Origin of the sequence: Methylocaldum sp. GT1BB, from assembly GCF_051027545.1 — a bacterium.
Classification (GTDB): domain Bacteria; phylum Pseudomonadota; class Gammaproteobacteria; order Methylococcales; family Methylococcaceae; genus Methylocaldum.
On record NZ_CP194902.1, the window covers coordinates 2,437,655 to 2,464,542 of the forward strand.

Sequence of the window (26,888 nt, forward strand, 5' to 3'; positions counted from 1 at the left end):
GCCACAAACTGACTAGGGCGACGAGGCGCACGAAGATCCTCCCGCAGGTTGGCGAAGAGCGTTGTACAATATCACAATCCCTTAGAGCAGCTAAAACACTCTATGTCCGTTCGACCAGTCTGGATTTCACTTGAATGGACACTGGTTTTTGGCTTTTTAGAGTTCTTTTTTCCGAATTGATATCCCGGAGATTCAGCTTGACCGATTCCAAAACCGAATCCCTCGATTACAAAAGCGCCGGTGTCGACATCGAGGCCGGTAATGCACTCGTAGAGCGGATTAAACCGTTTGCCGCAAGAACTCGCGTTCCCGGCGTGCTGGCCGGACTCGGGGGATTCGGCTCGCTGTTCGAGCTTCCGGTAGGCCGTTACAGGCAGCCGGTTTTGGTCGCCGGCACCGACGGGGTGGGCACGAAACTGCGATTGGCCATCGATAGCGGACAGCATGGCGGCGTCGGCATCGACTTGGTTGCGATGTGTGTTAACGATATCGTCGTTCAGGGCGCCGAGCCTTTGTTTTTTCTCGATTATTACGCCACCGGCAAACTCGAGGTGGATGTCGCCGCCTCAGTGATCCAAGGCGTCGGCAAGGGCTGCGAATTGGCCGGGTGCGCCCTGGTGGGGGGCGAAACCGCGGAGATGCCGGGGATGTACGGCACAGGCGATTACGATTTGGCCGGCTTTTGCGTGGGCATAGTGGAGAAGGACGAGATTCTCGACGGAAGCCGGGTCCGTCCGGGCGACAAACTGCTCGGCCTGGCGTCTTCCGGACCGCACTCGAACGGCTATTCCTTGATCCGCAAGATCGTGGACCGCGAAGGCCGCCGCCTGGATGAATCATTGGACGGAAAGCCCTTGGGCGAATGGTTGCTCGAGCCGACCCGGATCTACGTAAAGCCATTGCTGCAACTCATGCGTCAAATCAGGGTTCATGCCCTGGCCCATATCACCGGCGGCGGAATCACGGAAAACCTGCCGCGGGTTTTGCCGGATCGCTCGGAGGCGGTGGTCGACCCGTTCGCGTGGCCGAGACCGGCCGTGTTCCGCTGGCTGCAGGAAAAAGGCGGGGTAGAGGACGGCGAGATGCTGCGCACCTTCAATTGCGGCATCGGCATGATCGTCTGCGTCGCGCCGGAAGACGAAGAGAACGCCCGTGCGCTGCTCACCGCTGCCGGCGAGACCGTGTATACCATCGGCGAGATCGCATCGGCTGATGGCGGTCCTCGGGTCAGGTACGTCCAGCCCTAGTACGCAATGCTACTGTTCAGGAAGATTTATGGAACTTAGTGTCGTTGTGCCGGTTCACAACGAGGAAGACAACGTTGAACCGCTGATCGCCGAAATCGATCGAGCCTTGATCGATGCGGGAAATTACGAAGTGATTTTCGTGGATGACGGCAGCACCGACAATACCCTGACCCGCCTTGACGGTTTGCGAGCGCAGTACCCGCGGCTGCGCGTTCTGTGTCACCGACGCTGCTGCGGGCAAAGCACCGCCTTGCTGACCGGCGTTCGCGCAGCCCGCGGACGAATCATCGCGACCCTGGACGGCGACGGGCAAAATAATCCTGCCGATATACCGAAATTGATCTCGGCCCTGAAGTCTATGGACCAGGACGGAATGAAGGCCATGGTGGCGGGACTTCGCAAGCGCCGCAAGGATACCGGCTGGCGGCGGTTTTCCTCCAAAGTTGCTAATGCCGTGCGCAGTTCGCTGCTTCACGATAATACGCCGGATACGGGATGCGGGCTCAAGGTGTTCTCGCGCGAGTTGTTTCTTTCCCTGCCGTATTTCGACCATATGCACCGTTTCCTTCCCGCGCTTGTTCAGCGGGCCGGAGGAAAAGTCGTGTCGGTGGAAGTCGATCATCGGCCCCGTGTGCGCGGTGTGTCCAAATATGGCACCTGGCACCGGCTATGGGTCGGCATTGTCGACCTGTGCGGGGTGATGTGGCTGCAACGGCGCGCACGCTTTCCTGAAGTGAAGGAAGTGGGCGGTTAAAGGTCTTTATCTCCCGGGCGAGATGGCGTAAGTTTTTAGATTTAATTCGCATAAGAACAAAGGAAAATAATATGAGACCGAATCCCGTCCTACATGCAGTTGTCGTTTTTTCCGTAGTCTGGGCCGGAGTGGGCCGGGCTGAGGAACCGAAGATGCCGCCTCGCCAAGTGCTTTTGGAGAAAGCCCTCGAGCTGCCAACCAATAAGGTCAATTCGCGGGTCATTCGGGTCATTTTCCCGGAGGGTTACAAGACACCTTTGCATACGCATGAAGGGCCGGGGCCTCGTTACGTCGTGAAGGGCAAGGTGAAAATCGAGGAAGGCGGCCAGGTTCGCGAATACGGGCCCGGAGAAGTGTTTTGGGAATCCGGTCAATGGATGACGGCGGAAAATGTCGGGCAAGGCGAGGCCGAGGTCATCATCATGGAATTGGCGGCGCCTAAGTAAGCAAGATATTTGCCCATGGGAAGCGGAACGATCCGGTGGGCACACGTCATCCAAGGGGCGGCGCAGCTATTTTGGATTCAGGCCGCTTTGCTTCTCCGGCGCAGAAGGAGGAGCAGCATCCAAAGCGGCACTAATCTGCAAATTGGTTAGCCAACCGTGAACACGGTTGACCAGAAATTCTCCGATGTCTTGCCATCCGTGATCGGGCTCATTCAGAACCAGCAACCGATAGGACGGATTGGTTTTCATGGCGGCCCGCTTGCGGGACGCTTCGTCGTCCATCGGCACCGATATTCGGCTGCTTAGAATTTCAAGTATAGGCAAGCGGATGGCGCTCAGGCTATCGGGGGAGATCGGCGGTGGATCGAGCTTCCGCACGGGGGCCGGGTCGATCAGCACCGCGGCCTTCACGGCTCCGTCGGGCGAATCGGCGAGATAGCTCAATGCCGTCCATGCTCCGATATCGTGGGCCAGCAAGGCGATATTCCCGATTTTTTTCTGCTTGAGAAACTCCACGCTGGATTGCAGCCTTGCGATCGTTTCTGCAAGAAGATTCGCATGGCCTTGCAGATCGTCGGCGTCCGATATGGGCATCGCCAAAGACAAACTGCTCCAGCCGTGTACCGGCAAGCCTAGTCGGAGCGGACGAATAAGATCGGCCGCATCCTGATTCGAATGTCTCCCATGCAGCAGGATGACGCCGCCGCGTACGTCTTTCGATACTGCCTCTCGGTATAGTCCCTGAAATCCCAGATCGGACGCTTCCAGCCGAATCGCTTCGTCCGGGTGTGTACGAGTCCCGATATCGTCGGCGATTTGACGCTCCCGATGCACATCCGTTGCCAAGGTCTCGCTACTCGCCAGACACGCCGAAATCGAGATAATCAAAATTTGCTTACAGAGGCGGGTTTTTGAACACAAATTGTTTCCTCGAAAAAGGCCAAAAGGTATGAAGCGTTCAGCGGTCCGGCGATTTCGATTGGTGTAAACTGGCCGGAGCCAATGCGCTACGAAGCCGAACAATCCTCTTCAGTGTACCGGAGCGTCACCCATGGAAACACTCTCTGAAACCATCGATGGTCTTCCCAATATCTCGGGGTCGGAATCTTTGATCGAACAGGCGATTCGAAACCGGCCGGACACGGTCTTCCAGAATTCCAGTCCAATCGAGTTCGGCCGCATCAAGAGCGCCGCCGCGATCGCGCTGCACATGCATCAGCCTTTGATTCCGGCCGGTGGCGGGGATCCGTCCACCGCCAAGATCATCAGCAACCTCAAGCACATGATGGAGAATCAGCATATCGGCGATAACCATAACGCCCCGGTTTTCCACTGGTGCTACAAGCGTATGGGCGAGTTCGTGCCGCAACTGATACATGAGGGCAAGGAACCGAGGGTCATGCTGGAATACTCGGGAACCCTGTTCTACGGCCTGCGCGAGATGGGCTTGCACGACGTGTTCGACAATCTCAAGACGATCACCGTAAATCCGGATTACCGCCGTGCCGTCGAATGGCTGGGCGCGCCCTGGGGCCATGCCGTAGCGCCGTCAACACCGGTTCAGGATTACCGTCTGCACGTCAAAGCCTGGCAGCATCATTTCGCCGCCATTTTCGGCGTTGAGGCTTTGACGCGGGTGCGGGGTTTCTCGCCTTCCGAGATGGCGCTGCCGAATCATCCGGATGTCGCCTACGAATTCGTGAAGACGCTCCGGGATTGCGGCTATACGTGGGTTCTGGTGCAGGAGCATACCGTCGAGCGTCCCGAAAACGGCTGGGGACCGGAGCACAAGCATTTGCCGCATCGGCTGGTTTGCACCAATTCGGAAGGCGAAAGCGTCAGCATCATCGCGATCATCAAGACCCAGGGCAGCGATACCAAGCTGGTGGCGCAGATGCAGCCTTACTACGAGGCCAGAAGCCTGTCCCGCTGGGATCTGGCCGGAAAATCGGTCCCGCCGCTGGTGACGCAAATCGCCGATGGCGAGAACGGCGGCGTGATGATGAACGAATTTCCGCCGAAGTTCATGGAGGTGGTCCGCGAGGCCAGCGGGTCGGAAACGCCGCTCATGAACGTGACCGAATACCTGGAATTTTTAGCCGACACGGGGATAGCAGAAAGCGATTTCCCGACGGTACAACCCTTGTTTCAAAAAATGATTTGGGACCGTTTCAAACCCGGCGACGGTGCCGAAAAGCTGGAAAAAATCATCGAGGAGATCAAGAAAGAAGATCACCGGTTTCACATGGAGGGCGGCAGCTGGACCAGCGATATTTCCTGGGTGAAAGGCTATGAGAACGTATTGGGCCCCATGGAAGAAGCCAGCGCACTGTTTTACGAGAAGGTCCTGAAAAAAGGTGCGCCGACCGACGATCCGCGTTATCGGAATGCACTGTTCCATTTGATGACGGCTCAAACCAGTTGCTACCGGTACTGGGGGCAAGGTCTGTGGACGGATTACGGCCGAGAGATTTGCCGACGGGCGACGGAGATCTTCAACAGCGATTTCTGAACGAGTTTCGCGAGGCGCGAAAGAAGCGGGCTGTACAGCCCGCTTTTTGCTTGGACCGATCAAATCGGTAACTCGGAATTCGGCACGCCTATGGAAAAATGTTGCTGAATGATTTTCCAGTTGCCGTGTTCTTTCCTGAACACCAGGCTCAAGCGGAACGGTACATCACCGTTCGCGAAGTGCCAAACCGCCTGCTCGGCGGCCCAGGCAACCGCGCCCCGGTGCCCGACTTGGAGATTGACCGGCGAAACCACCGGCAATCCGCCATTCTCGTAACCGATAGACGCCAGAAAATCGAAAATGCCTTGCCACCAGGCTACGATCGCGTCGTGGCCGACGAAGACCTCGGGGGTATCGGTGCCCAAGGCCAAGGCATCCGGCGAACGCGAGGTGATGAATTCCATGAAGTCGATATCGCCGGTCGTGGATGCATTATGGAACTGCATTATCAACCCTTTGATCTCGTCGTCGACGGCATCGGCGCGAACGGCTTGCGGTGCGGCAAAAGCGAGCATGAATCCGCATACGGTGGCTATTAATGGAAAAATGATGAATTTCGAGCGCGATGAGTTAGTCATTCCTGTAGTCCTTCGATGTAATGAAATCTATGGGAAATTGAAGGCTGGCTTTGTCCAATTCCTTATGCGACGCCTCCCAAGCGACCTCCCTTCGATTCGGATTCTAGAGGGCTTGATCTCCGCCGGAAGTGAACTATTCACGCGAATCGAGGCGCTTGCTCGCCGCCGGAAAATCGGTGCGGCGCGCTGGCGGGATATGAATCGATTTGTCGAGATAAGATGGAACAGCGGCCGATAATCGGCTTATCGGCCATGATGGCAGGAAAAGCGAAGGAGGCGGAGAATAGATCTCCGCCCGTGGCTTCGTTGGATGTGAGAAAGTGTCAGGCCGAGCGCCGCTCCATCCTGTGGATCACCTCTTTGATTTCCTCGCCGCTGACGACTTCCCGTTCCTGCAATATCTTGGCGATTTCATCCAAAGTTGTGCGTCGCTGCGTGAGAATTTCCCGCGACCGGCGCTGCCCCTCCTCGACCAGTTCCCTGACTTCCGAGTCGATTAGCTGCGCGGTCTCTTCGCTAAAATTCCGCTCCTCGGTTCCTTCGATATTGAGATATGCGAGCTGCTGCCTTTTTCCGTAGGTGAGCGGGCCGAGTTTCTTGCTCATGCCCAATTGGCAAACCATGGCCCTCGCGATTTCGCTGGCTTTCTCGAGATCGTTGTGAGTGCCGCTGGATATATTGCCGAATACCAACTCTTCGGCCGCGCGTCCTGCAAGCAGGATGGCGATCTTGTCGCGGAGTTCGTCCTCGGTGGCGAGGAATTTTTCCTCGATCGGCAATTGTAGGGTAAAGCCCAAGGCGGCCGCGCCGCGTGGAATGATGGAGACCTTGTGTACCGGTTCGCCGGTGGGAACGACCTCGGCCACCAGTGCGTGGCCGGACTCGTGATATGCAACTCGGCGCTTCTCCGGTTCGCTGAGCGTACGGCTCTTTTTCTCGGGGCCGGCGATGATTCGGTCAATGGCCGCCTCGAAGTGCCTCATGCCGACCGCTTCCTGGTTTTCGCGCACGGCGATGATGGCGGCTTCGTTGCAGATATTGGCGAGATCCGCGCCAACCAGACCAGGCGTCCGTTGGGCTACGACCCGGAGATTCACGTCCGGCCCCAACTTGATATTGCGGGTATGCAGCTGGAGTATGGCAACCCGGTCGTCCAGGCCCGGCTTGTCGACCACGATCTGCCGGTCGAAGCGGCCCGCGCGCAGCAGGGCTCTATCGAGGATTTCCGGGCGGTTGGTGGCCGCCATGACCACCACCCCGATCGATGGATCGAAGCCGTCCATTTCCGTGAGCAGTTGGTTCAAGGTCTGTTCGCGCTCGTCATGACCGCCCATGACCACCGGGCCGCCGCGCGCCCGCCCGATGGCGTCGAGTTCGTCGATGAAGATCATGCAGGGCGCTTTTTGCCGGGCTTGTTCGAAGAGGTCGCGAACCCGCGCCGCGCCCACTCCGACGAACATCTCGATGAACTCGGAACCGCTGATATTGAAGAACGGCACCCCGGCCTCGCCGGCCACTGCGCGCGCCAGCAAGGTCTTGCCCGTGCCGGGCGCGCCGACCAGAAGGACGCCCTTCGGCATGCGGCCGCCCAGTCGTTGGATACGGGCCGGATTGCGTAAGAATTCGATGGTTTCCTTGAGCTCTTGCTTGGCTTCCTCGGCGCCCGCGACGTCCTGAAACGTGACCTTGACCGACGATTCCGCATGAATGCGAACCCGGCTGCGGCCGAAGTTCAAAAGGCCGCGCCCGCCGGTCATGCGGCGCGCCATCCAGGTCCAGAGCGCGAACAGAATGCCGATAGGCAACAACCAATTGAAGATGAAGTTGCCCAACCAGTTGTTGCCGTAGCGAACGGTGTATTTGACGCCTTTTTCTTCCAGGGCCTGCGCCAAATCCTGATTCCATAACGGCACGGTGATGAAACGGCGTCGTTCTTCGCCGGGAGCCTCGGGCTTCAGGTACCCGGTGATCACTTGATCCATCACGACGACGTCCTCTACCTGCTGTTCCTGCACGTATTTCAGAAAATCGCTATATGGGATTTCGTCCTGGCGCACTTCCTGATAGCCCTGCCAGAAATACAAGGTGGCTAAGATCAGAAGGAGATAAAGCCAGAGATTGATGCGCCGTCGCCGCATGCTCTGATAATCGCTCTCATCGCCGGCGCGCGGATTGATTTCCGTATCGGGTTTCCCGTCGAGGTCTGCGTTTCGCAAGTTGTCGGTCAGTTTTTTCCAGAACTCCTGAACACCTTTACCGAGGGAATCCAACAAGGAATCTCGTGAATTCTTATTCATATGAATCTCCCAATGGAACCGCGGGACAGCCGACGGATACAGTTTCGAACCCGATGGGGTGCGATTGGTTCCGCCGGCGGCGTTGACTCAAAAAAGACTCTTTTTGACGTGGTCAGAACTCGGATTCGTCGGGTGCCGTAGAATCCGCTCGAGAATTCGGACCCAGCCACTGATTGACGATCGCGAGATCCGCTGGGTTCAAGGTCCCGGCGGCCTGTTTGAGCGCCAGACTGTTGATGATGTAATCGTAGCGCGCCCGCGCATAATCGCGCTTGGTCCGAAACAGATTGCGCTGTTCGGCGAGGACGTCGACCATCGTTCGGGTGCCGACTTCCAACCCGGCTTCGGTCGCCTCTACGGCACTTTGCGACGACACTACCGCCGCCTGGAGGGCCTCCACCTGACTGATGGCGGACAGAATACCACGGTAAGCATCTTTCACTTGACGCTTGACCGACCGCCGTACGCCGTCCAGATTTTCCTGGGCCGCTTCGTATTCATGGCGGGCCTGGCGAACCCGCGAGTTGACGCCGCCGCCCGCGAACATCGGTACGTTGACTTGCATTCCGATGACTTGATATTCGGTAGGTATGCCGCGCGGCCGGTTGGTATCGGTGAATCCCGCCGAGCCGACCAGATCCATCGACGGAAGATGGCCGGCGAACTGAAGATCGATATCTTTTTTCGCCACCAGGCTGCGGTTCTCGGCTGCAACGATACTGAGATTGCTTTCCTGGGCCAGGTCGCTCCAGTTCTCGATGTTTTCGGGATCCGGGCCCTTCAACGGAATCTTTTCGGCGAGTTCGGCCAGGGCAAGGTCGTATTCGCCGATGATTTCCTGGAGCGCTTCCCGCGCGTTGTCCACCTGGTTTTCGGCCTGTATGACATTAGCCCGGGCCTGGTCGTAACCCGCTTGGGCTTCGTGCACGTCGGTAATGGCGATCAGTCCCACCTCGAACCGTGCCTTGGCTTGTTCGAGCTGGCGCTCGATGGCGCGCTGCTCGGCCAGCGCGAATTCGCGGCTGTCCTGGGCGAACAAAACATCGAAATAGGCACGCGCGGTACGCAGCATCAGGTTTTGTTGCTCCGCCGCGTAATTGGCTTCCGCCTCGGCGATTTGATTGTCCGCCTGGCTCAGCTGGACCCAATAGTCGTGATGATAAATCGGCTGAGTCAGGTTGATGCTGGCCGCACTGTTCCAGAAGCCGACATTCCGGGCACCGGCGATGAAGGCGAGCTGAAACTCCTCGAACTTCGACAGCACGGAGTTGCGGTTGAGCTCGCCGGTCAGCGACAAAGTCGGCAATAGACGGGCGACACTTTGCGGCTTGGCTTCCAGGACGGCGTTGCGGGTCGCTTCCACTTCGCGCAGCCTTGGATCGCGTTGCAACGCGAGTTCGAGGATTTGCAAGAGATCCTGCGCCTTCGCGCCTGCCGTCACGAGCAACAATAGAGCGAGCAAGATGCCTTTTTTCATTGGTAATGCAGCTTCACCTTATCGGTTCCGACACGCTTTTTAAGACGCGCGAGCAGTTCATCGCCGGGATGTACGCGCCATGCTTCCCCGAGCTGAATCGTCGTCTGTGCCGCTTTCCCTCGGTATTCGATATAAATCGGACAGCTGCCGCCTCGGAACGGTGCGAGCAGATCGACGAGTTCGTTGACCCACTGGGCTTCCGAAGGGGCGGTGTTCGGGCCCGACGGCGGCCATTGAATGAAGAGATGTTTGGCGAAGTGCGCGCGCGCCTGCGCCATGGTGAACAGGTGTTCCGCGGTCAGGCGGAGTTGGCCGGCATAGTCGTCGAAACCCAGATTGCCTTCGACGACTAGCAGCGCGTCCTTCACCAAATGCTCCCGGTATTTTTCCAAAACCTCCGAAAACACCGCTACTTCCAGCCTTCCGGTTCGGTCATCCAGAGTGGCGAAGGCCATGCGCTTGCCGTTCTTGTTCTGCCGGGCGCGAAGCTCCACGACGAGCCCCGCGACTACGGCGCGCACTTCCCGGCGTCCTCCGGGCCCCCGCTCGTTGTCGAGCGACAATTTTCCGAGACGGCCGGTAACGAAGTGCTGGATTTCGGCCTCGTAAGGGCCGATCGGATGGCCGGTGAGATAGAGCCCTAGCGTCATTTTCTCGTAAGCCAGGCGCTCGTCTTCCGGCCAAGGTTCGACGGCTGTTGCGACGCGCGGCGTATCCTCGGCCTCTGCCGGGCCCCCGAGCCCGAACAAGTCGTCCTGTCCGGTTTCGGCCATGGTACCGTGTTGTTCGGCCGCTTTGATCGCGTCCGACAGCTCCGCCATATGGCGTGCGCGATTCGAATCGATGGAATCCAGGGTGCCGGAGCGGATCAGCGCTTCGATCACGCGCCGGTTGACCTTGCGCAGATCGACCCGGCGGCAGAAATCGTACAGATCCTCGAATGGGCCGCCGCGTTTGCGCTCCTCGAGAATATCCCGGATCGCCGTTTCGCCAACTCCTTTGATCGCGCCTAGGCCATACAGGATGGTGCGGTCGTTGAGCACCGCGAAGCGGTATTCTGAGCGGTTGATGTCCGGCGGCTGGACGGCCAATTTCATTTCCCGGCACTCTTCGATCAGGACCACGACCTTGTCGGTGTTGTCCATGTCCGAGGACAGCACCGCAGCCATGAAGGCAGCCGGAAAATGGGCCTTGAGCCAGGCGGTCTGGTAGGACACCAGCGCGTAGGCCGCCGAGTGCGACTTGTTGAAGCCGTAGCCGGCGAACTTCTCCATGAGATCGAAGATGTAGCCGGCGATATTCTCGTCGACCCCTAGCCCGACCGAGCCGGTGACGAAAATTTCCCGCTGCTTGGCCATTTCCTCGGGTTTTTTCTTACCCATCGCGCGGCGCAGGAGATCGGCGCCGCCCAGAGTGTAACCGGCCATGTCGCGGGCGATTTGCATCACCTGTTCCTGGTATACGATGACGCCGTTGGTGGGCCTGAGAATCGGCTCTAGGACTGGATGCGGGAATTCCGCCTTGGTTCGGCCGTGCTTGACGTTGATGTAGTCGTCGACCATGCCTGACTGCAGCGGGCCCGGACGGAACAGCGCCACCAGGGCGATGATGTCCTCGAAGCAGTCCGGTTGCAGGCGCCGGATCAGGTCCTTCATGCCGCGTGATTCGAGCTGGAAGACGGCGGTTGTCGAACAGCTTTTCAGCAGCTTGTAGGTGTCGGGGTCGTCCAGGGGAATTTGGGCGATGTCCACCGGCGGCGCGTCTTTCTCGGCCCGCTGTTTGTTGATGGTTTCCAGCGCCCAGTCGATGATGGTGAGAGTGCGGAGTCCCAGAAAGTCGAACTTGACCAGACCCACCGCTTCCACGTCGTCCTTGTCGAACTGGGTCACCAGGTTTTCGCCGCCCGGTTCGCAGTACAGCGGGGAAAAATCGATCAGCTGGGACGGTGCGATGACGACGCCGCCCGCGTGCTTGCCGGCGTTGCGGGTAATGCCTTCGAGCGACTTGGCGAGGTCGATCAGCGTTCGGACTTCCTCGTCGCTCTCGTACAGCTTTCTGAGGTCTTCGCTGTCGGTGAGGGCCTTGTCCAGGGTGATGCCCAGTTCGAACGGAATCAGCTTGGCGATCTTGTCCACGAAACCGTAGGAATGGCCCAGCACCCGGCCCACGTCGCGTACCACGGCCTTGGCCGCCATGCTGCCGTAGGTGATGATCTGGGACACCCGGTCGCGCCCGTATTTCCGGGCTACGTAATCGATCACCTCGTCGCGGCGCTCCATGCAGAAATCCACGTCGAAGTCGGGCATGGACACGCGCTCGGGGTTAAGAAAGCGCTCGAACAGCAGTTCGAATTCGATGGGGTCGAGGTCGGTGATCTTGAGGGCGTAGGCCACCAGCGAGCCCGCGCCGGAACCGCGTCCGGGCCCCACCGGAATGCCGTTTTTCTTGGCCCACTGGATGAAATCGGCCACGATCAGGAAGTAGCCCGGGAAATCCATCTGGTTGATCACCGAGATTTCCAGCTCCAGCCGCTCCTCGTAGCGCGTTCGCCGTTCTTCCAAAGTCCCTTTTCCGGTGGGCGGACGAACCGCCAGACGCTCCTTCAATCCTTTGCGCGATTCCTCGGCGAAGAACTCCGCCGTGCTCATGCCCTCGGGTACAGGGAATTGCGGCAGAAAGTTCTTGCCCAGAGTGAGTTCGAGATTGCAGCGCTTGGCGATCTCGACCGTATTTTCCAGGGCTTCGGGGATATCGGCGAACAACTGCGCCATTTCCTCGGGACTGCGGAGATATTGCTGCTCGGTGTAATCGCGCGGGCGGCGCGGATCGTCCAATACCCGGCCCTGATGGATGCAGACCCGGGCTTCGTGAGCCTCGAATTCCGACGGGCTGATGAAACGTACGTCGTTGGTGGCGACCACCGGGACGTCGAGCTCGATCGCGAGGCTCACGGCACCCTCGATGTATTCCTCCTCGTCCGGACGTCCGGTGCGTTGCAGCTCCAGATAAAAGCGCCGGTCGAAAATTCCGAGCCAGCGTTCGAGCAGGCGTTTCGCTTCGCTTACGTTGCCCATCAGCAAAGCCTGTCCGATATCGCCTCGGCGGGCGCCGGAGAGCGCCAAGAGTCCCTCGTTTTTTTCTTCCAGCCACTCGGGCATCAGCAAGGGCACGCCTTGATGCTGATTTTCCCGATAGCTGCGGGAAATCAATTCGGTGAGGGTGCGGTATCCCGCGGTATTCTGCACGTACAGCGTCAAAGCATGCGGAGAGGCCGGGTCGGCTTCGTTGTATAGCTGCACATCGGCTCCGGCAATGGGCTTAACCCCTTCGGCCAAGGCCGCTTTATAGAACTTGACCAGGGCGAACAGATTGGACTGGTCGGTCACGGCCACCGCCGGCATGCCCAGCGCCGCCGTGCGCTTGACCAGGGCTTTCACGTCGACCAGTCCGTCGACCAGTGAGTATTCCGTGTGGACGCGCAGGTGAATGAAACGGGGATCGAGCGCTTCGGTCATGAAGTTCGGGTAGCTTGCAGGTTTGTCTAAAAGATCGTTTTCCGTCACTTGTTGCGGTGCGTGATCGGCATTCTCCTAGTTTTCGTGAGAATGTACGTTCTAGGCTCGAACGTGTTCTCGCCAATCAGGCGCATCCGAACTGCTGCGTTGTCATTTTATTCGCACGTGTGTCGACCATTCGTTCATCAGACGATCTTCCATCGTATGGTAAACATCGGCGTCAAAGTCGGCTCGATTTGGCTTCGCGGCCACTGGACCGGATTCGAACTTTGCGGAACCGCAGTAATTCAGGCGTGAGAAACGGTTCAGGCATGTTTGCCAACGCCGAGGATAGGTAATTCAATCCTTTGTTCGGTATGCAAATTCATCCAGGCAAAAACGGAGAGCCTGGTCCCAATCGGGTAAGCCCAGACCGAATTCCTCGAAGAGCCTTTTATTGGAAAGCACGGAATATTTCGGACGCCGTGCGGGAGTGGGGTATTCGGAGCTCGGGATTGGTTCGAGCCTGGCGGCGGATTCCGGCAACAATCCCTTTTCGAGGGAGTAGTCGCGTATATTGCAGGCGAAGCCGTGCCAACTCGTCTGTCCGTCGCAGCTCAGATGATAAATTCCTTGCCGATCGCCCGGCTCGAACCGTCCGTTCGCGGTGGACTTGGCAAGCATCAAGGCGGTGGCCTCGGCGATGAGACGGCTCCAGGTAGGAGCGCCGTACTGATCGTCCACGACGCGGACGAGTTCGCGTTCCCGCATCAGTCTCAGCATCGTGAGCAGAAAGTTCTGGCCGCGCCGTCCGTAAACCCAGGCAGTGCGCAGGATGAAGTGAGGCACGCCGACCTGGCGGATGGCCTCTTCGCCGGCCAGTTTGCTTCGGCCGTAGGCATTTTGCGGGCCCACCGGATCGTCCTCGCGATAGGGCGCATCGTCGTCGCCGTCGCCCGGGAAAACATAGTCGGTGGAATAATGGATCAGGCCGGCGCCGACGTTCAGCGCTTCCTCCGCCAGGATGCCCGGCGCCAAGGCATTGACCCGGAAGGCGAGATCGTTTTCCTGTTCCGCTTTGTCCACGGCGGTGTAGGCACCCGCATTGACGATCAAGCCGGGCCGGATTTGCCGCACCGACGCGCGGATGGAATCGGGATCGGTCAAGTCCAAAGCCGGAGTCGACCGGCGATCCAGCGCTATCGTTTCTCCCAGGCAGGCGAGACTCCGGCGTAGCTCCCACGCCACCTGTCCTTCACGTCCGATCAGGAGAATCTTCATGCTTGCCAGACGGGGAGCAGCTCGCGGGGAAAATCCTTCAAATTCCGGGCGGATTGGTCCTTCGCCGACAAAACGGGATTGTCGATCGGCCAAGTGATGCCCAGATCCGGATCGTCCCAGCGGAGGCTGTATTCCGCGCTCGGATTATAAAAATCGGTGCACTTGTAGGAAAAAAGCGCAGTCTCGCTCAGCACGCAGAACCCATGGGCGAAACCTTCCGGCACATAAAGCTGATGGTGGTTTTCTTCCGAAAGGAGCGCACCGAACCACTGGCCGAAAGTCGGCGAGCCGGTGCGGATGTCGACCGCCACGTCGAATACCTCGCCTTGCAAGGCCTGCACGAGCTTGCCCTGCGGGGTGGGATTCTGGAAGTGCAGACCGCGCAGAATGCCTTTGCGCGACAGCGATACGTTGTCTTGAACGAACTCCCGGTCCAAACCGGCGTCCCGATAGCGCCGCCGATTCCAGGTTTCCAGAAAGAAGCCGCGGGCATCGCCGAAGACGTCGGGCTTGATCAGCAACACGCCCGGCAATGGAGTGGATTCTATATTCATGCGGGGCGGCCCAGTTCTAGAAGTCTGATCAGGTATTCTCCATAGCCGCTCTTGTTCAGCTTCATGGCGTGCTTTTCCAGATCGCCGCCGCTGATCCAGCCCTGGCTCCAGGCAATTTCCTCCGGGCAGCAGATTTTCAGGCCTTGGCGTTCTTCTATGGTTTGAATGAAATTGGAAGCTTGCAGCAGCGAGTCGTGCGTTCCGGTGTCGAGCCACGCCACGCCGCGGCCGAGTTTTTCGACCTGAAGCCGTCCTTGCTCCAGATACAGGTTGTTGATGTCGGTGATTTCGAGCTCGCCGCGGGCCGAGGGTTTCAGGTCGGCCGCCATGTCGACCACCTGGTTGTCGTAAAAGTAAAGACCGGTGATGGCGTAATTGGATTTGGGGCGCTTGGGTTTTTCCACGAGATTCACCACGCGGCCACTCTCATCGAACTCTGCGACGCCGTAGCGTTCGGGGTCCTTGACCCAATAACCGAAAACCGTAGCACCGGTTTCGCGGGCAACCGCTTTTTCCAGATAAGTCTGGAGGCCATGGCCGTAGAAAATGTTGTCGCCCAGGATCAGGCAGGAACGATCCTTGCCGACAAACTCCCGTCCGATGATGAAGGCTTGGGCGAGTCCTTCGGGTTTCGGCTGCACGGCATAACGGATAGACATGCCCCATTGCTCGCCGTCGCCCAATAGACTTTGGAATAAAGGCGCGTCCTGGGGAGTAGTGATGATCAGTATGTCCCGTATGCCCGCCAGCATTTGCACCGACAGGGGATAATAGATCATCGGTTTGTCGTAAACCGGCAGTAGCTGTTTGCTGACGACATAGGTCAACGGATGCAGGCGAGTGCCCGAGCCCCCGGCCAGAATAATCCCCTTCAAGTTATCGGACTTCAAAGATATTCCCCCCTTGCATGCTGTTTGTTGTCGCCGGCAGACCGCTGCACTCAGGACTTTTCGATTCCCAGGCGTTCTCCCCGGTAACTGCCGTCCATGACCCGCTGGCACCAGTTCTGGTTTTCCAGATACCACTCCACGGTCTTGCGGAGTCCGGTCTCGAAGGTTTCGGCCGGTTCCCATCCCAGATCCCGGCGTATCTTGCCGGCATCGATCGCGTAGCGGAGATCGTGGCCGGGGCGGTCCGTAACGAAAGTGATCAGTTCGCGGTGCGGACGGTATTTGGAATTAGGCAACAATTCATCGAGCAAGCTGCAGATGGTCTCGACGACTTCCAGGTTGGTTTTTTCGTTGTTGCCGCCGATATTGTAGACCTCGCCCGCTTTGCCATCCTCAAGGACTCGTTCGACGGCCCGGCAATGGTCCTCGACGTAAAGCCAGTCGCGCACGTTGGCACCGGTCCCGTAGACCGGCAGCGGCTTGCCGTTCATGGCATTGTGGATCATCAGCGGAATCAGCTTTTCCGGGAATTGGTATGGTCCGTAGTTGTTGGAGCAGTTGGTGGTTAGAGTCGGCATTCCATAAGTGTGGAAGTAGGCTCTGACCAGATGGTCCGACGAGGCCTTCGAAGCCGAGTAGGGCGAGTTTGGTCGGTAAGGGTTTTCCTCGGTGAAGAACCCCTCGGATCCCAGCGTTCCGTAGACCTCGTCGGTGGAGACGTGGAGGAAGCGAAACGCTTTGTGCGCCTTGGGAGAAAGCGACCGCCAATAACGGCGCGCCGCTTCCAGCAATTGGAATGTGCCGAGAATATTGGTCTGAATAAAAGGTTCCGGCGAGTCGATCGAGCGGTCCACGTGGCTTTCCGCGGCGAAATTGACGATGGCGTCCGGCTGATAGCGTTCCAGTAGATAATCCACCAGGCTGCGGTCGCCGATGGAGCCCAAGACAAAGACGTGGGCAGGGTTGTCCTTGATGCTTTCCAGCGTATCCAGATTGCCCGCATAGGTCAGGGCATCCAGGTTGACGACTTGAAGATTCGCCCGGCGCATTTGGCGAAGCACGAAATTTCCCCCGATGAATCCGGCACCTCCGGTTACCAATATTGTTTTCGATTGTGTCATGCGGCTGGTCCACCCTTACGTTGCATCATTCCTCGTGAGGGATTGTATCCGATGATGGCGATGATCAGAAAAACAATCAGCGCCACGGATGTGTAGATACAAGCGTAAAGATTGAACTGACCGTAGAGCGCGAAACGGATGAGTTCCACGGCTTGGGAGAATGGGTTGTACGAGGCGAGAGTGTAGAGGAGTTCGCTGGATTCCTGGATTTTCCACAGCGGATAGAGCGCGGTGGACAGGAAGAACATCGGAAAAATCACGAAGTTCATGACGCCGGCGAAATTCTCAAGCTGCTTGACGAAAGAAGACAGCAGCAGGCCGAGCGCGCCCAGCATCAAACCGGAGAGGACCAGCGCCGGCAACACGCTCAGATAGCCTTCCAAGGGAGCTTGGATGTCGTAAAACCAGGCGATGAGGAGAAAGGTGTACGCCTGCAATACCGCGACCAGAACGCCGGCCAGGAGCTTGTCTATCAGCAAATACCAGCGGGGCAAGGGACACACCAAGAGGGTTTTCATGCTGCCCATCTCGCGGTCGTAAACCATGGAGAGAGAACTCTGCATGCCGTTGAACAGCAGAATCATCCCGAGCAGTCCCGGCGTGATGTAGACCTCGTACAGAATATACGTTTCATAGGGCGGAATGATCGCGACGCCCAAAGTCGAGCGGAAACCGGCAGCGAAGATGAACAGCCAGACCAGGGGGCGCACCAGGGCCGAGACGAAGCGTTCGCGCTGGTGCACGAAGCGCAGCAGTTCCCGCGCCATGATGCCGCGCAAGGCGCGGAGGTAGTGCATGAGCCTCATGCGGCCTCCCGCGTCAGCCTGTGGAACGCGTCGCCCACGGTTTCAGCGCCGGTGGTTTTCAATACCTCCGGGATAGAACCGTCGGCCCTAACGGCTCCCTTGTGCAATACGACCAGACGATCGTTTTCGTAGATCTCGTCGATCAGATGAGTGGCCCAGAGCACGGCGATGCCGCTATCGGAACACAGCCGATGCACGTAGTCGACGATGGCCTTACGGCTCGGAACATCCAGGCCGACCGTGGGTTCGTCCAAAAGCAGTAGCCGGGGCTCATGCAACAAGGCCCGCGCGATTTCGACCCTGCGCCGGTGGCCGCCGTTGAGCTGCCTAACCTTCTCTTTCCGCCGCTCGAACATACCTTGACGCTCCAGTTCTTCCCGGATGCGCGCGTCGGCGCGGCGGCGGCTCAGACCGTGCAGCGAAGCGTGATAGTGAAGGTTTTGCAGCACGGTCAGATCGAGATCCAGGGTCGTTTGCTGAAAAACGACGCCCAGTTGCGCCAGGGCTCGGCTGAATTCTTTCCTGACATCGTGTCCCGCAATAAGGATTCGTCCTTCGCGACTGTCGTACAGCCTTGTGATCAGGGAAAACAGCGTGGTCTTGCCGGCGCCGTTGGGGCCCAGCAAAATGGTGCATTCACCGGGCGCAACGGCAAAGCTCACGCGGTCAAGCGCCTTCTTTTTGCCGTAGGCATAGGAAAGTCCCGCCACGGTCAGGGCAGGTGTGGCATTAAGAGTCATGGTTCAAGGTTTAACGACGAGCCCCCATGGGTAATGGCCCACGGCGACGGACTTCAGAACCTTGTGCTGTTTGAGATCAATGATCGAAATGTCGTTGCTCACGCCGTTGGTGGTATAGAGCCGGGATTGATCCGGCGAAAATTCGAGGTTCCAAACCCGCTGACCGACCAGGAGATAGTCGACGACTTCCAGCTTTTGCGCGTCGATGACGGCGACCCGGTTCGCCGGCCCCAAGGCCACGTACCCGTAACGTCGATCCTTATCGATACGAATGCCGACCGGCTGGATTTTCTCCTGAGTGACGCCGGGAATCTTGAAGCCGATCTTTTTGACCGGCTGTTTGGTGTCGACATCGAATACGGTCAAGGTGCCGGCAATTTCCGAAGTGACCCAGAGCTGCCGGCTGTCGTCGGTGAATGCGCAGGCGCGTGGACGCGGATCGACCAGCGTGTTGTCCACGATGTCGAGACTACTGCGGTCGATCCAGTGGGCCATATTGGTGGTTTCGCTGGTGCTGACCACCCATTTCCCGTCCGGGCTGACCGCGATGCCTTCCGGTTCAACCCCGACCGGAACGGTTTTGACGGCCTTCTTGGAGGCGATCTCGATCACGGTCACCTGATTGTCGTCTTCGTTGGAGACGTACAGGAACCGGCCTTCGGGGTCCCTCGCGAAAGTTTCCGGATCTTCCCCCGAAGGCAGTTTGCCGACCACTTTCAAGCTTTCCGTATCGATGACCTGAATGGTGTTATCGTCGCTGGCCGCGACGTAGAGCTGGCGTTGATCCTTGCTCAGCACGATGCCCCGGGGGCGTTTCCCGATCTTGACGGTTTTTATGAGTTTCCCTTGCGCGGCATCGACCACGGCCAGAGCATTGTCTTTTTCCAAGGTGACGAAGACCGTTTCGCCGAAAGCGGAGCTCGAGGCCATTCCTCCCAGCAAAAGGGCCGACATCATCAGTTTTTTCATCGATTGTTTCCTCTGGTAAGACTGGGATTTATTGCGCGGCTTAGAAGCGGCACTTCGACTCGGGTTCATCGTAACCCAGGGTATCCAATTCGTTCTTGGGATGGAGAAAGCCTTCCACCGGAGCGACGGCTACCATCGACCGTTCGGAAGCGATCAGCACCGGTTGCCGCAATTGGCCGTTCCAGCGTCGGAACGACAAGGGCACGCCCTTGAATCCGGCCAGGGCGAATTCTTCTCCGAGCATAAAGGTTTTCACCTTGTCGAAATCGACCGATTTGGTGCGCGTGGCCGATTCACCGATGGCCCGAACCGCCAGCCAGGCACCGTAATCTTCCTCGGTCATCCAGCGGCCGGCTTGATCGCGGAAACGGTTCTGCAATTGCAGCGCGCCCCATGCCTCGTGCGTCCGGTGCCAAGCGGTCGCCACCAGCCCTTGAGTGCCGGCGACGGGGCGAGGCTGCCAGGTGCGATAAGGAAGAAAATCACCGAATAAACCCGATTCGTCGGCGACGATGAGAATGTCATATTCGACGCCCTGGGTGAAAACCGGTACCTCGGATTCCGGCGTGCGGCGTTCGTCGAAGCTGTGTTGCCAGGTCCTTTCCGCAACGATTTTCGCTCCGAAACGCTTGGCAGCGCGTTTAACCGCTTCGGCGTAAAGCTTGTCGCCGTCGTTGGGTCCGGCAGCCAGGAACCACTTGTTCCAGCGCTTCTTCGTCAGGTATTGCCCCAAGGCATCGGCGCGCATCGCTCGGCTGGGCAAAAGGTGGAGTACGTTGGGGCGGCAGGCTTCGCCGCGGAATTCATCGTCCCGGGTGGCGATATCGTATAGCAAAACATTTTTCGATTCGGGCAAAGCCGCCAGTTCGCGGATCTTTGTGGACTCCAGGTTGAGGAGGATGTGTCTATGGCCGTCTGCCAGCAGGGCTTTGAATGCCGCGGCAACATCGCCGTCCGGCGGCACGATGCTTTCACGCAAGCTGAAATTCTGGCGGGTGAAGCGGCCGGTGGTATTGTTGTCCTGAATGCCGAGACGTGCGCCCTGTACCCCTCGGTCGGTGACCGCCTGCTCGAAAAAAGGCAGGACCGGCGGGCTTTGAGGGTCCTGCGCGAGATAAGCGATGGGCAGTTGATCGAGCTTCGCTTCGGCGCTTGCCTTGGGTTGGGATTTCGGCGCCGGCGCCGTTTTCTTGGCTCCGTAGGCCGGCGTGAAGGCCGCCAGAAGGAAGCTGAGAAAAATAAGCGGTAGTGTTTTTGAAATTGAAAGCATGATTCCGCACCGTTCGACCGTGGGAATTATAACGAAACCGGCTGTGGCCCGGAAAAACGCCAGACCCGATGTCCGTGCGGTCCGGCGTCGGGGCTAATTCAAGTCCCTATGCCGAACAAGAATATCGTACGTATCCGAACGGAAGCGCTCTGCCAGCGCTTCCACCAGATAGACCGAACGATGCTGTCCGCCGGTGCATCCGATGGCAGCGGTCAGATAGCTGCGGTCTTCGTCCGCGAACCGGGGTATCCAGCGTTGCAATAGGGCGACGACGTCGTCCAGGTAGCTTTGAACCTCGGTAATGTTTGCGAGAAACTCGATCACTTCCGCGTCTTTACCGGTCTTGCTGCGCAGGCTGGGTTCCCAATGCGGGTTGGGTAGACAGCGCGCATCGAACACGAAGTCCGCGTCGAGCGGAATGCCGTTCTTGTAGCCGAAAGACAGGAAATACAAGGACATCGAATGCTCCTGCTTCGCTCCGAGACGGCCTCTTATCAGTTCACGCAACTGATGTATGTTGGTGTAAGTGGTGTCTACAAGGAGATGGGCGCGACTCGCGACCGGTTCCAGCAGCTTACGCTCCAGTTCGATCGCTTCGCTGAGCGGACGAGCCGAATCGGTTAACGGATGCTTGCGGCGGGTCTCGCTGAAACGCTTGAGTAGAGTGTCGGTCTCCGCCTGTAGAAAGAGAATCTGACACTCTATCCCGAACCTGTCGGCCAGTTCCAAAGTCAGGGGAAACTGGTCCAGACTCGCGCTCTGATTTCGGGCATCGATGCTGATCGCGGTTTTCCGGAACGCTCCCGGGTTGCTGATCACGGCTTGCCGTATAAAAGATTCGAACAGCGAGACCGGCAGGTTATCGATGCAGTAGTAACCGGAATCCTCTAGAGTTTCCAGCGCGATACTCTTGCCCGACCCGGATAAACCGCTGACGATGACGAGTTTCATGGCGACGTTTTGCTCACGCCTATATCAGCCGAAAAAACGAATGTGCTGTGGGGCGAGTGATCAGTGCTCTTGAACTTTTTCTTTATGTTTGACGACTTGTCGATCGAGCTTGTCGACCATGCCGTCGATGGCGGCATACAGATCCTCGCTTTCCTCCTGAGCGAACAAGCTGGCGCCGTTGACTTGCACCGTCGCTTCCGCTTTTTGAGCCAGTTTTTGCACTTCGAGCACCACGTGCACATTTACGATCTTGTCGAAATGACGTTCGATCCGCTGCATTTTTTCCATGACGTAATTTCTCAGGGCTTCGGTTACGTCGATGTGATGGCCGGTGATGCTGATTTGCATGATGATCTCCCTAGTTTTGGATGATTGTTATCAAAAAACACGTTTTCTTTCGTTGGACGGCGGAATAGCCATGGCTTCCCTATATTTGGCGATGGTGCGGCGCGCCACGTTGATGCCCCGTCCCTTCAGCATGGCTGCGATCGTGTGGTCGCTCAGAGGCTTCAGCGGATCTTCGCCTTCGATGATTTCTTTCAAATATGCTTTGATGGCGGTTGCCGAACATTCTCCGCCGGCATTCGTCGAGACATGACTGGAGAAGAAGTACTTGAATTCGAAGACGCCATTCGGCGTGTGGATATATTTCTGCGTTGTAACCCTGGAAATGGTGGATTCGTGCATTCCCACTTCTTCGGCGATGTCTCGCAAAACGAGCGGTTTCATGGCCGTCTCGCCGTATTCCAAAAAGTCTTTCTGGCGTTCGACGATGCAGCGAGCCACTTTCAGCAGGGTGTCGTTCCGGCTTTGCAGACTTTTGATGAACCAGCGCGCTTCCTGCAGATGGTTCTTCATGGTGACGTTGTCCGCGCTGTTGTCGGCGCGCTTGATCATGCCCGAATAAAACGGATTGACGCGCAGCTTGGGCGAAATTTCGGGGTTGAGAGCGACGATCCAATCGTTTCCCTGCTTGACCACGAACACATCGGGAATCACGTACTGAGATTCCGAGGCAGAGATCTTGCGGCCGGGTTTGGGTTCCAAAGTACGGATCAAAGCCACCACGTGGTTCAGATCCTCTTCGGACAGCTCCAGCGTGCGTCTGAGCTTGGCCAGATCTTTCTTGGCCAGGAGCTCCAGATGCCGGGTCACCAGCGTGAACGCCTCCTTTTTCCACGGAGTGTCATCGGGCAGCTGATTCAATTGGATCGCCAGGCAATTCGCGAGGTCCGGCGCGGCCACTCCGGGCGGATCGAAATTCTGAACCCGATGCAGAACGGCCGTCACTTCCTCGATCTCCAAGCCGTTGATTTGATTGACGAGGCCCTGATGGATGTCTTCCACGCTGACCGTCAGATAGCCGTCGTCATCGATAGCGTCGATAATCGCCGTGGCGATGGCGTAGTCCTGTTCGCTGAACGTCGTCAGCTCCATCTGCCAGTGCAGGTAATCCTGCAAGGACTGGGCCGGCGCCCGCTGAAAAATGAAATCGTCGCTGTCCGAATCTGAGGCCGCGACGGAGTAGCTCTGAAAACTGTCGTACACCTCGTCCCATGAGGTATCGACCGGTAATTCCTGGGGGATATCGGTTTGGGCGTCGAGATTCGACAACTCCTTGAATTCCGGCTCGCTGGACGGGGCAGGGGTTTCTACCGAGTCATGAAACTCCCCGTGGCTGCCTTCGTCTTCCGCCACTTCGAGCATCATGTTTGAGTCCAGCGCCTGTTGTATTTCCTGCTGTAAATCCAGGCTTGACAACTGCAGCAGCTTGATAGCCTGTTGCAATTGGGGGGTCATGGTCAGCTGCTGACCCAACCGGAGTTGCAGAGTTTGCTTCATGAAGCTTTACGTCCAGAAATGCGCGTTGGCAGTGTGAGAGTGAAAAATCAGAACCATTCTAGTGCACAGGTACTAACCATGAAAGGGACTGTCTAAAGGGAAAAATGTTCGCCCAGATAAACTTGGCGTACTTCCTTGTTTTGTACTATGTCTTGCGCCGTGCCTTCTGCGATCACGACGCCTCCGCTGAGGATATAGGCGCGGTTGCATATTCCGAGCGTCTCGCGCACGTTATGTTCGGTAATGAGAATACCGATGCCGCGGTCTCTCAGGTGCTCGATGATCTTTTGGATGTCGATGATCGAGATCGGATCGACCCCCGCGAACGGTTCGTCCAACAGCATGAACTGCGGCTCGCAGGCCAGGGCCCGCGCGATTTCCACTCTTCGGCGCTCTCCGCCCGAGAGTCCCAGGGCGGGCTGGTTGCGCAGATGGCCGATACTGAATTCCTCGAGAAGCTCCTCGATCACCAGTTCTCGCTGTCCGTTGGTCAATCCTTTGCGCAATTCCAATACCGCCCGCAAATTGTCGGCTACGGTCAACTTCCGGAAGATCGAAGGCTCCTGCGGCAGATAGCCTACGCCGAGTTGCGCCCTGGCATGCATGGGGAGATTCGTGATGTTGTGTTCGTCGAGGTAGATTGTACCGCTATCCGGACGTATTACCCCCACGATCATGTAAAAACTGGTGGTTTTTCCGGCCCCGTTGGGCCCCAGCAAGCCTACGACTTCTCCGCTGTGGATTTGCAGCGAGACACCGTTGACGACATTGCGCTTGTTGTAGCGTTTGAGTAGATCGGTAGCAACTAGAATCGCCATCGCTTATTCGGATTTCTCTTTCGGCTGCATTTTTACATGTACGCGTTTGCTGCCGGTGGTGGGGCTGCCGGCCTTGAATAAACCGTTTTTGGTGTCGTACTCGATGATGTCGCTGGCGGTCGAATTCTGTCCCTGCCAGACCAATGCCTTGTCGTAGAGGATCAGTATTCCGGTATCCGGAAAATAATCGGCACGTTGCGAGGTCCCGTGAATGTCTTCCTTGCCGCCTTCCGGGGTTTGTTTCAGCCGGGTGGGATTTCCGGTAACGATAATTTTCTCGGTCTGGCCGCCTTTCTGATAAACGGTCATTTGGTCGCCTTGAACATCGAGGCTGCCTTGAGTGGCTTTCACATCACCGGTGTATACGGTTTGGCCGGTCTTTTCATCGTAAGTCGCCGTGTTGGCTTCGATATAAATCGGCTGCTTCGAGTCGCTGTCCAATGCGAACGTGTTCTCAGCGGCGAATAAAAACCATAAGGCGATCAGCAGGGTTGAAATAAAACCGACGATCCTTTCAGGGAACGCTTGCTGAATACGTATTGGAAGGGTCATTCCGGTGCTCCAATCGCAAACGGCCTGGCCGGGAGCGCCGGCCAGCCCCTTCCCGAAGACGCCGTTTGCGATTGGATAAAAACGGTAGGTCTCGCATCCGGGGCTGTCGCTCGGATCTACCGAGTTGCAGCCGCGGCTCTTAGGGGAATTCATGCTTTCTTCGTACATTGGAAAGAATCGTGACTTTTAAATCATCGCCGAAGTGAACTCGTGCGCCATTGCCGGTCAGTTCGTCCGGCGGACTCAGTACCTGTATGAACTCGTCGGTTTCGGCGTAGTTGTTGTCCGGTTGGACTCTGGCGTTCTGGGTGACGATTTTCAGCGTACGGCCGTTTTCGTCCCGCTCGCGCAGAATAAGGACGTTTCCGTTCAAAAATATGGTATCGCTTTCGCCCGGCATGAGGGCGTTATCGGAATGAATGACCCACGGCGGTCCGTCTTTTCCGTAGAGCGTCAGAACCGGCTGTACCAATTCGGTACGGTCTTGATCCACATAATGGGTAAGGTTTACGGCAAACAGCAGTTGCTTCGGTTTGCCGTTTTCGTCCATCAGCGTACGACTCAGGTTTTTTGAATAATAATCGATCGTTCCGTGGGTTCTCGGTCCGGCAGATTCTTCGGCCGGCATAAAAACGCCGGCAAGCCACCAGGTAAACAATGCCAGGGTGGCCAATCCCAGATAGGTTACCAGCGATCTCAGAGCAAAAATGCTCATCAGAAATGACTCTCGATAACGCCTTGCAAGGTGCCTTGGGCTTTCATAACGAGATCGCAGACTTCCCGTGCGGCGCCCGCTCCGCCGGGACTGGGCGTAACCCAGTGGGCATGCTGTCGAATGCTGAAGTGGGCGTCCGCTACCGCCACCGCCAGTCCGACTCGGCGCATGATCGGCAGATCCAGGAGATCGTCGCCGACATGGGCGATTTCATCGGGAGCCAGCGCCAGCTCATTGCGAAGATGCTCGAACGCGTCCAGTTTGTCTTGGTACCCCTGATAGACATGACGAATGCCGAGGCTCTCCATGCGCAGCGCCACCGACTGCGAACGCCGACCGGAAATCACTGCCGTCGCTACGCCCGTCCCCTGAAGCAACTTGATGCCATGACCGTCGCGGGCATGAAAGCTTTTGTATTCCTGGCCTTGCTGGTCGAAAAAAAGCCGGCCGTCGGTCAGAACGCCGTCCACATCGAAAATGACCAGGCGGATGCCGGCCGCGCGAGCCAGCACGTCTTGAGGCGCATGCTCGGGCATCAAACCACCCCGGCTCTCAGCAAATCGTGCATATTGAGTGCGCCGATCAGCCTGTTCTCCTCGTCGACGACCAAGAGAGCGCTGATCCGCTTTTCCTCCATGATGCGTACCGATTCCGCGGCTAACAGTTCGGCCGAAACTTTGGTGCAATATTGTGTCATGGCTTCATTGATCGGCGTGGTGTGAATATCGCCGGCCTTTTCGAACAATCGCCGGAGGTCGCCGTCGGTAAAAATTCCGAGCACTCGATAGTCGCTATCGACGATAGCGGTCATTCCGAGCTTTTTCGCCGTCATTTCCAGAACCGCGTCGCGTACCAGGGCCGTTTCCGGCACCGCCGGAATTTCCGGGCCGGTGTGCATGACGTCCTGCACCCGGGTTAACAGTCGCCGTCCGAGACTCCCTCCCGGATGCGCGAATGCAAAATCCTCCCGGGTGAATCCTCGCGCTTCCAACAATGCGACGGCCAAAGCATCTCCCATCGCCAGCGTCGCGGTCGTGCTCGATGTGGGGGCCAGACCGAGCGGGCAGGCTTCTTCCTTTACGGATGTGTCGATATGCACCAGCGATTGCCTGGCCAGCGTGGATTTGGGGTTGCCTGTCATGCCGATCAAAGGAACGTCGAGTCGTTTGATCAGGTGCAAGATGGCCAAAATCTCGGGGGTTTCCCCCGAATTCGACAAGGCCAGAACGACATCGTGCGCCGTGATCATGCCGAAATCGCCATGGCTGGCTTCTCCGGGGTGCACGAAGAAGGCAGGCGTACCGGTACTCGCCAAAGTGGCGGCGATCTTGCCGCCGATGTGGCCGGATTTTCCCATTCCGGTCACCGCGATCCGGCCCTTGCAGGCCAGTATGAGTTTGCAGGCCGCCGCGAAATGACCGTCGATGCGCCCTATCAAGGCGGCTACCGCCTCGGCCTCGGTCCGTACGACCTTGAGTCCGGCCCGGCACAGGCTGTCTTCATCGTAGGTCGTGGCGAGTGTGGTGCGCTGTAAGCTCGACGTCATGCGTGTGAACTGCTCAAAATGAAGCAAT

The 26,888-nt window shown here is 57.8% G+C and carries 25 protein-coding genes; 4 read left to right on the top strand and 21 right to left on the bottom strand.

Annotated features, from left to right (window positions below; translation table 11 throughout):
• Positions 1-197: 197 nt before the first annotated feature.
• The 3 genes from purM to ACR2TX_RS12315 all read left to right on the top strand — a co-directional run bounded on the left by purM (position 198) and on the right by ACR2TX_RS12315 (position 2,447).
• Positions 198-1,247 (top strand): phosphoribosylformylglycinamidine cyclo-ligase, encoded by a 1,050-nt coding sequence (gene purM / locus ACR2TX_RS12305; RefSeq protein ID WP_240502360.1) that lies wholly within the window; start codon positions 198-200, stop codon positions 1,245-1,247.
• Positions 1,248-1,275: 28 nt separating this feature from the next.
• Positions 1,276-2,001, top strand: a complete 726-nt coding sequence (locus ACR2TX_RS12310) for a glycosyltransferase family 2 protein (RefSeq protein WP_077728064.1) — start codon at positions 1,276-1,278, stop codon at positions 1,999-2,001.
• Between the two features lie 71 nt (positions 2,002-2,072).
• Complete coding sequence (locus ACR2TX_RS12315; protein ID WP_077728065.1) at positions 2,073-2,447, top strand: cupin domain-containing protein; 375 nt, start codon at positions 2,073-2,075, stop codon at positions 2,445-2,447.
• A gap of 66 nt (positions 2,448-2,513) precedes the next feature.
• On the opposite strand, the gene ACR2TX_RS12320 is transcribed toward ACR2TX_RS12315, so the two are convergent.
• Positions 2,514-3,368, bottom strand: a complete 855-nt coding sequence (locus ACR2TX_RS12320) for a DUF3530 family protein (RefSeq protein ID WP_347257397.1) — start codon at positions 3,366-3,368, stop codon at positions 2,514-2,516.
• Positions 3,369-3,498: 130 nt separating this feature from the next.
• Between ACR2TX_RS12320 and ACR2TX_RS12325 the strand changes: the two genes are divergently transcribed.
• A complete protein-coding gene (locus tag ACR2TX_RS12325) occupies positions 3,499-4,959 on the top strand; it encodes a glycosyl hydrolase family 57 (protein WP_077728067.1) in 1,461 nt (486 codons plus the stop codon).
• A gap of 59 nt (positions 4,960-5,018) precedes the next feature.
• Here ACR2TX_RS12325 and ACR2TX_RS12330 read toward each other — a convergent pair whose 3' ends face one another.
• The 20 genes from ACR2TX_RS12330 to ACR2TX_RS12425 all read right to left on the bottom strand — a co-directional run bounded on the left by ACR2TX_RS12330 (position 5,019) and on the right by ACR2TX_RS12425 (position 26,860).
• Positions 5,019-5,537, bottom strand: coding sequence for a nuclear transport factor 2 family protein (locus ACR2TX_RS12330; RefSeq protein WP_077728068.1), 519 nt, complete (start codon positions 5,535-5,537; stop codon positions 5,019-5,021).
• Positions 5,538-5,860: 323 nt separating this feature from the next.
• Positions 5,861-7,834, bottom strand: coding sequence for an ATP-dependent zinc metalloprotease FtsH (ftsH, locus tag ACR2TX_RS12335; RefSeq protein WP_077728069.1), 1,974 nt, complete (start codon positions 7,832-7,834; stop codon positions 5,861-5,863).
• Between the two features lie 112 nt (positions 7,835-7,946).
• Positions 7,947-9,311 (bottom strand): TolC family outer membrane protein, encoded by a 1,365-nt coding sequence (locus ACR2TX_RS12340; RefSeq protein ID WP_077728070.1) that lies wholly within the window; start codon positions 9,309-9,311, stop codon positions 7,947-7,949.
• Complete coding sequence (gene dnaE, locus ACR2TX_RS12345) at positions 9,308-12,826, bottom strand: DNA polymerase III subunit alpha (protein WP_077728129.1); 3,519 nt, start codon at positions 12,824-12,826, stop codon at positions 9,308-9,310. Before dnaE ends, ACR2TX_RS12340 begins: the two co-directional genes overlap by 4 nt.
• 339 nt (positions 12,827-13,165) lie before the next feature.
• Positions 13,166-14,086 carry a dTDP-4-dehydrorhamnose reductase gene (gene rfbD / locus ACR2TX_RS12350; protein WP_077728071.1) on the bottom strand — a complete coding sequence of 307 codons (921 nt, stop codon included), beginning with the start codon at positions 14,084-14,086 and terminating at the stop codon, positions 13,166-13,168.
• Positions 14,083-14,640: a dTDP-4-dehydrorhamnose 3,5-epimerase gene (gene rfbC / locus ACR2TX_RS12355; protein WP_077728072.1), complete on the bottom strand. Its 558-nt coding sequence runs from the start codon at positions 14,638-14,640 to the stop codon at positions 14,083-14,085. Before rfbC ends, rfbD begins: the two co-directional genes overlap by 4 nt.
• Positions 14,637-15,530 (bottom strand): glucose-1-phosphate thymidylyltransferase RfbA, encoded by an 894-nt coding sequence (gene rfbA / locus ACR2TX_RS12360; RefSeq protein ID WP_240502361.1) that lies wholly within the window; start codon positions 15,528-15,530, stop codon positions 14,637-14,639. Before rfbA ends, rfbC begins: the two co-directional genes overlap by 4 nt.
• 50 nt (positions 15,531-15,580) lie before the next feature.
• Complete coding sequence (gene rfbB, locus ACR2TX_RS12365) at positions 15,581-16,651, bottom strand: dTDP-glucose 4,6-dehydratase (protein ID WP_077728073.1); 1,071 nt, start codon at positions 16,649-16,651, stop codon at positions 15,581-15,583.
• Positions 16,648-17,457 (bottom strand): ABC transporter permease, encoded by an 810-nt coding sequence (locus ACR2TX_RS12370; protein WP_077728074.1) that lies wholly within the window; start codon positions 17,455-17,457, stop codon positions 16,648-16,650. Before ACR2TX_RS12370 ends, rfbB begins: the two co-directional genes overlap by 4 nt.
• On the bottom strand, positions 17,454-18,197 hold the full coding sequence (locus ACR2TX_RS12375; protein ID WP_077728075.1) for an ABC transporter ATP-binding protein: 744 nt from the start codon (positions 18,195-18,197) through the stop codon (positions 17,454-17,456). Before ACR2TX_RS12375 ends, ACR2TX_RS12370 begins: the two co-directional genes overlap by 4 nt.
• A gap of 3 nt (positions 18,198-18,200) precedes the next feature.
• Complete coding sequence (locus ACR2TX_RS12380; RefSeq protein WP_077728076.1) at positions 18,201-19,166, bottom strand: PQQ-dependent catabolism-associated beta-propeller protein; 966 nt, start codon at positions 19,164-19,166, stop codon at positions 18,201-18,203.
• 40 nt (positions 19,167-19,206) lie between these two features.
• Positions 19,207-20,436: an ABC transporter substrate-binding protein gene (locus ACR2TX_RS12385; protein ID WP_077728077.1), complete on the bottom strand. Its 1,230-nt coding sequence runs from the start codon at positions 20,434-20,436 to the stop codon at positions 19,207-19,209.
• Positions 20,437-20,529: 93 nt separating this feature from the next.
• The gene (gene rapZ / locus ACR2TX_RS12390; RefSeq protein ID WP_077728078.1) at positions 20,530-21,387 is read right to left on the bottom strand and encodes an RNase adapter RapZ; all 858 of its coding nucleotides are present in this window, start codon (positions 21,385-21,387) and stop codon (positions 20,530-20,532) included.
• Between the two features lie 60 nt (positions 21,388-21,447).
• Positions 21,448-21,735 (bottom strand): ribosome hibernation-promoting factor, HPF/YfiA family, encoded by a 288-nt coding sequence (gene hpf / locus ACR2TX_RS12395; RefSeq protein ID WP_077728079.1) that lies wholly within the window; start codon positions 21,733-21,735, stop codon positions 21,448-21,450.
• A 30-nt stretch (positions 21,736-21,765) separates the two neighbouring features.
• Entirely contained in the window at positions 21,766-23,229 is a 1,464-nt protein-coding gene (locus ACR2TX_RS12400) for an RNA polymerase factor sigma-54 (RefSeq protein ID WP_077728080.1), read from the bottom strand.
• A 92-nt stretch (positions 23,230-23,321) separates the two neighbouring features.
• Positions 23,322-24,047: an LPS export ABC transporter ATP-binding protein gene (gene lptB / locus ACR2TX_RS12405; RefSeq protein WP_077728081.1), complete on the bottom strand. Its 726-nt coding sequence runs from the start codon at positions 24,045-24,047 to the stop codon at positions 23,322-23,324.
• Between the two features lie 3 nt (positions 24,048-24,050).
• Positions 24,051-24,752 (bottom strand): lipopolysaccharide transport periplasmic protein LptA, encoded by a 702-nt coding sequence (gene lptA, locus ACR2TX_RS12410; protein WP_240502362.1) that lies wholly within the window; start codon positions 24,750-24,752, stop codon positions 24,051-24,053.
• On the bottom strand, positions 24,739-25,314 hold the full coding sequence (lptC, locus tag ACR2TX_RS12415; RefSeq protein WP_077728082.1) for an LPS export ABC transporter periplasmic protein LptC: 576 nt from the start codon (positions 25,312-25,314) through the stop codon (positions 24,739-24,741). The genes lptA and lptC overlap by 14 nt, the downstream gene beginning before the upstream one ends.
• Complete coding sequence (gene kdsC / locus ACR2TX_RS12420; RefSeq protein WP_077728083.1) at positions 25,314-25,850, bottom strand: 3-deoxy-manno-octulosonate-8-phosphatase KdsC; 537 nt, start codon at positions 25,848-25,850, stop codon at positions 25,314-25,316. The genes lptC and kdsC overlap by 1 nt, the downstream gene beginning before the upstream one ends.
• Positions 25,850-26,860, bottom strand: coding sequence for a KpsF/GutQ family sugar-phosphate isomerase (locus ACR2TX_RS12425; RefSeq protein ID WP_434132291.1), 1,011 nt, complete (start codon positions 26,858-26,860; stop codon positions 25,850-25,852). Before ACR2TX_RS12425 ends, kdsC begins: the two co-directional genes overlap by 1 nt.
• Positions 26,861-26,888: the final 28 nt, after the last annotated feature.

Excerpts from the sequence above, each read along its gene's own strand:
- ACR2TX_RS12310 (WP_077728064.1), top strand. The coding sequence starts at position 1,276 with ATGGAACTTAGTGTCGTTGTGCCGGTTCACAACGAGGAAGACAACGTT.
- ACR2TX_RS12315 (WP_077728065.1), top strand. The coding sequence starts at position 2,073 with ATGAGACCGAATCCCGTCCTACATGCAGTTGTCGTTTTTTCCGTAGTC.
- ACR2TX_RS12325 (WP_077728067.1), top strand. The coding sequence starts at position 3,499 with ATGGAAACACTCTCTGAAACCATCGATGGTCTTCCCAATATCTCGGGG.
- ACR2TX_RS12330 (WP_077728068.1), bottom strand. The coding sequence starts at position 5,537 with ATGACTAACTCATCGCGCTCGAAATTCATCATTTTTCCATTAATAGCC.
- ftsH (WP_077728069.1), bottom strand. The coding sequence starts at position 7,834 with ATGAATAAGAATTCACGAGATTCCTTGTTGGATTCCCTCGGTAAAGGT.
- ACR2TX_RS12340 (WP_077728070.1), bottom strand. The coding sequence starts at position 9,311 with ATGAAAAAAGGCATCTTGCTCGCTCTATTGTTGCTCGTGACGGCAGGC.
- dnaE (WP_077728129.1), bottom strand. The coding sequence starts at position 12,826 with ATGACCGAAGCGCTCGATCCCCGTTTCATTCACCTGCGCGTCCACACG.
- rfbD (WP_077728071.1), bottom strand. The coding sequence starts at position 14,086 with ATGAAGATTCTCCTGATCGGACGTGAAGGACAGGTGGCGTGGGAGCTA.
- rfbC (WP_077728072.1), bottom strand. The coding sequence starts at position 14,640 with ATGAATATAGAATCCACTCCATTGCCGGGCGTGTTGCTGATCAAGCCC.
- rfbB (WP_077728073.1), bottom strand. The coding sequence starts at position 16,651 with ATGACACAATCGAAAACAATATTGGTAACCGGAGGTGCCGGATTCATC.
- ACR2TX_RS12370 (WP_077728074.1), bottom strand. The coding sequence starts at position 17,457 with ATGAGGCTCATGCACTACCTCCGCGCCTTGCGCGGCATCATGGCGCGG.
- ACR2TX_RS12375 (WP_077728075.1), bottom strand. The coding sequence starts at position 18,197 with ATGACTCTTAATGCCACACCTGCCCTGACCGTGGCGGGACTTTCCTAT.
- ACR2TX_RS12380 (WP_077728076.1), bottom strand. The coding sequence starts at position 19,166 with ATGAAAAAACTGATGATGTCGGCCCTTTTGCTGGGAGGAATGGCCTCG.
- ACR2TX_RS12385 (WP_077728077.1), bottom strand. The coding sequence starts at position 20,436 with ATGCTTTCAATTTCAAAAACACTACCGCTTATTTTTCTCAGCTTCCTT.
- rapZ (WP_077728078.1), bottom strand. The coding sequence starts at position 21,387 with ATGAAACTCGTCATCGTCAGCGGTTTATCCGGGTCGGGCAAGAGTATC.
- hpf (WP_077728079.1), bottom strand. The coding sequence starts at position 21,735 with ATGCAAATCAGCATCACCGGCCATCACATCGACGTAACCGAAGCCCTG.
- ACR2TX_RS12400 (WP_077728080.1), bottom strand. The coding sequence starts at position 23,229 with ATGAAGCAAACTCTGCAACTCCGGTTGGGTCAGCAGCTGACCATGACC.
- lptB (WP_077728081.1), bottom strand. The coding sequence starts at position 24,047 with ATGGCGATTCTAGTTGCTACCGATCTACTCAAACGCTACAACAAGCGC.
- lptA (WP_240502362.1), bottom strand. The coding sequence starts at position 24,752 with ATGAATTCCCCTAAGAGCCGCGGCTGCAACTCGGTAGATCCGAGCGAC.
- lptC (WP_077728082.1), bottom strand. The coding sequence starts at position 25,314 with ATGAGCATTTTTGCTCTGAGATCGCTGGTAACCTATCTGGGATTGGCC.
- kdsC (WP_077728083.1), bottom strand. The coding sequence starts at position 25,850 with ATGCCCGAGCATGCGCCTCAAGACGTGCTGGCTCGCGCGGCCGGCATC.
- ACR2TX_RS12425 (WP_434132291.1), bottom strand. The coding sequence starts at position 26,860 with ATGACGTCGAGCTTACAGCGCACCACACTCGCCACGACCTACGATGAA.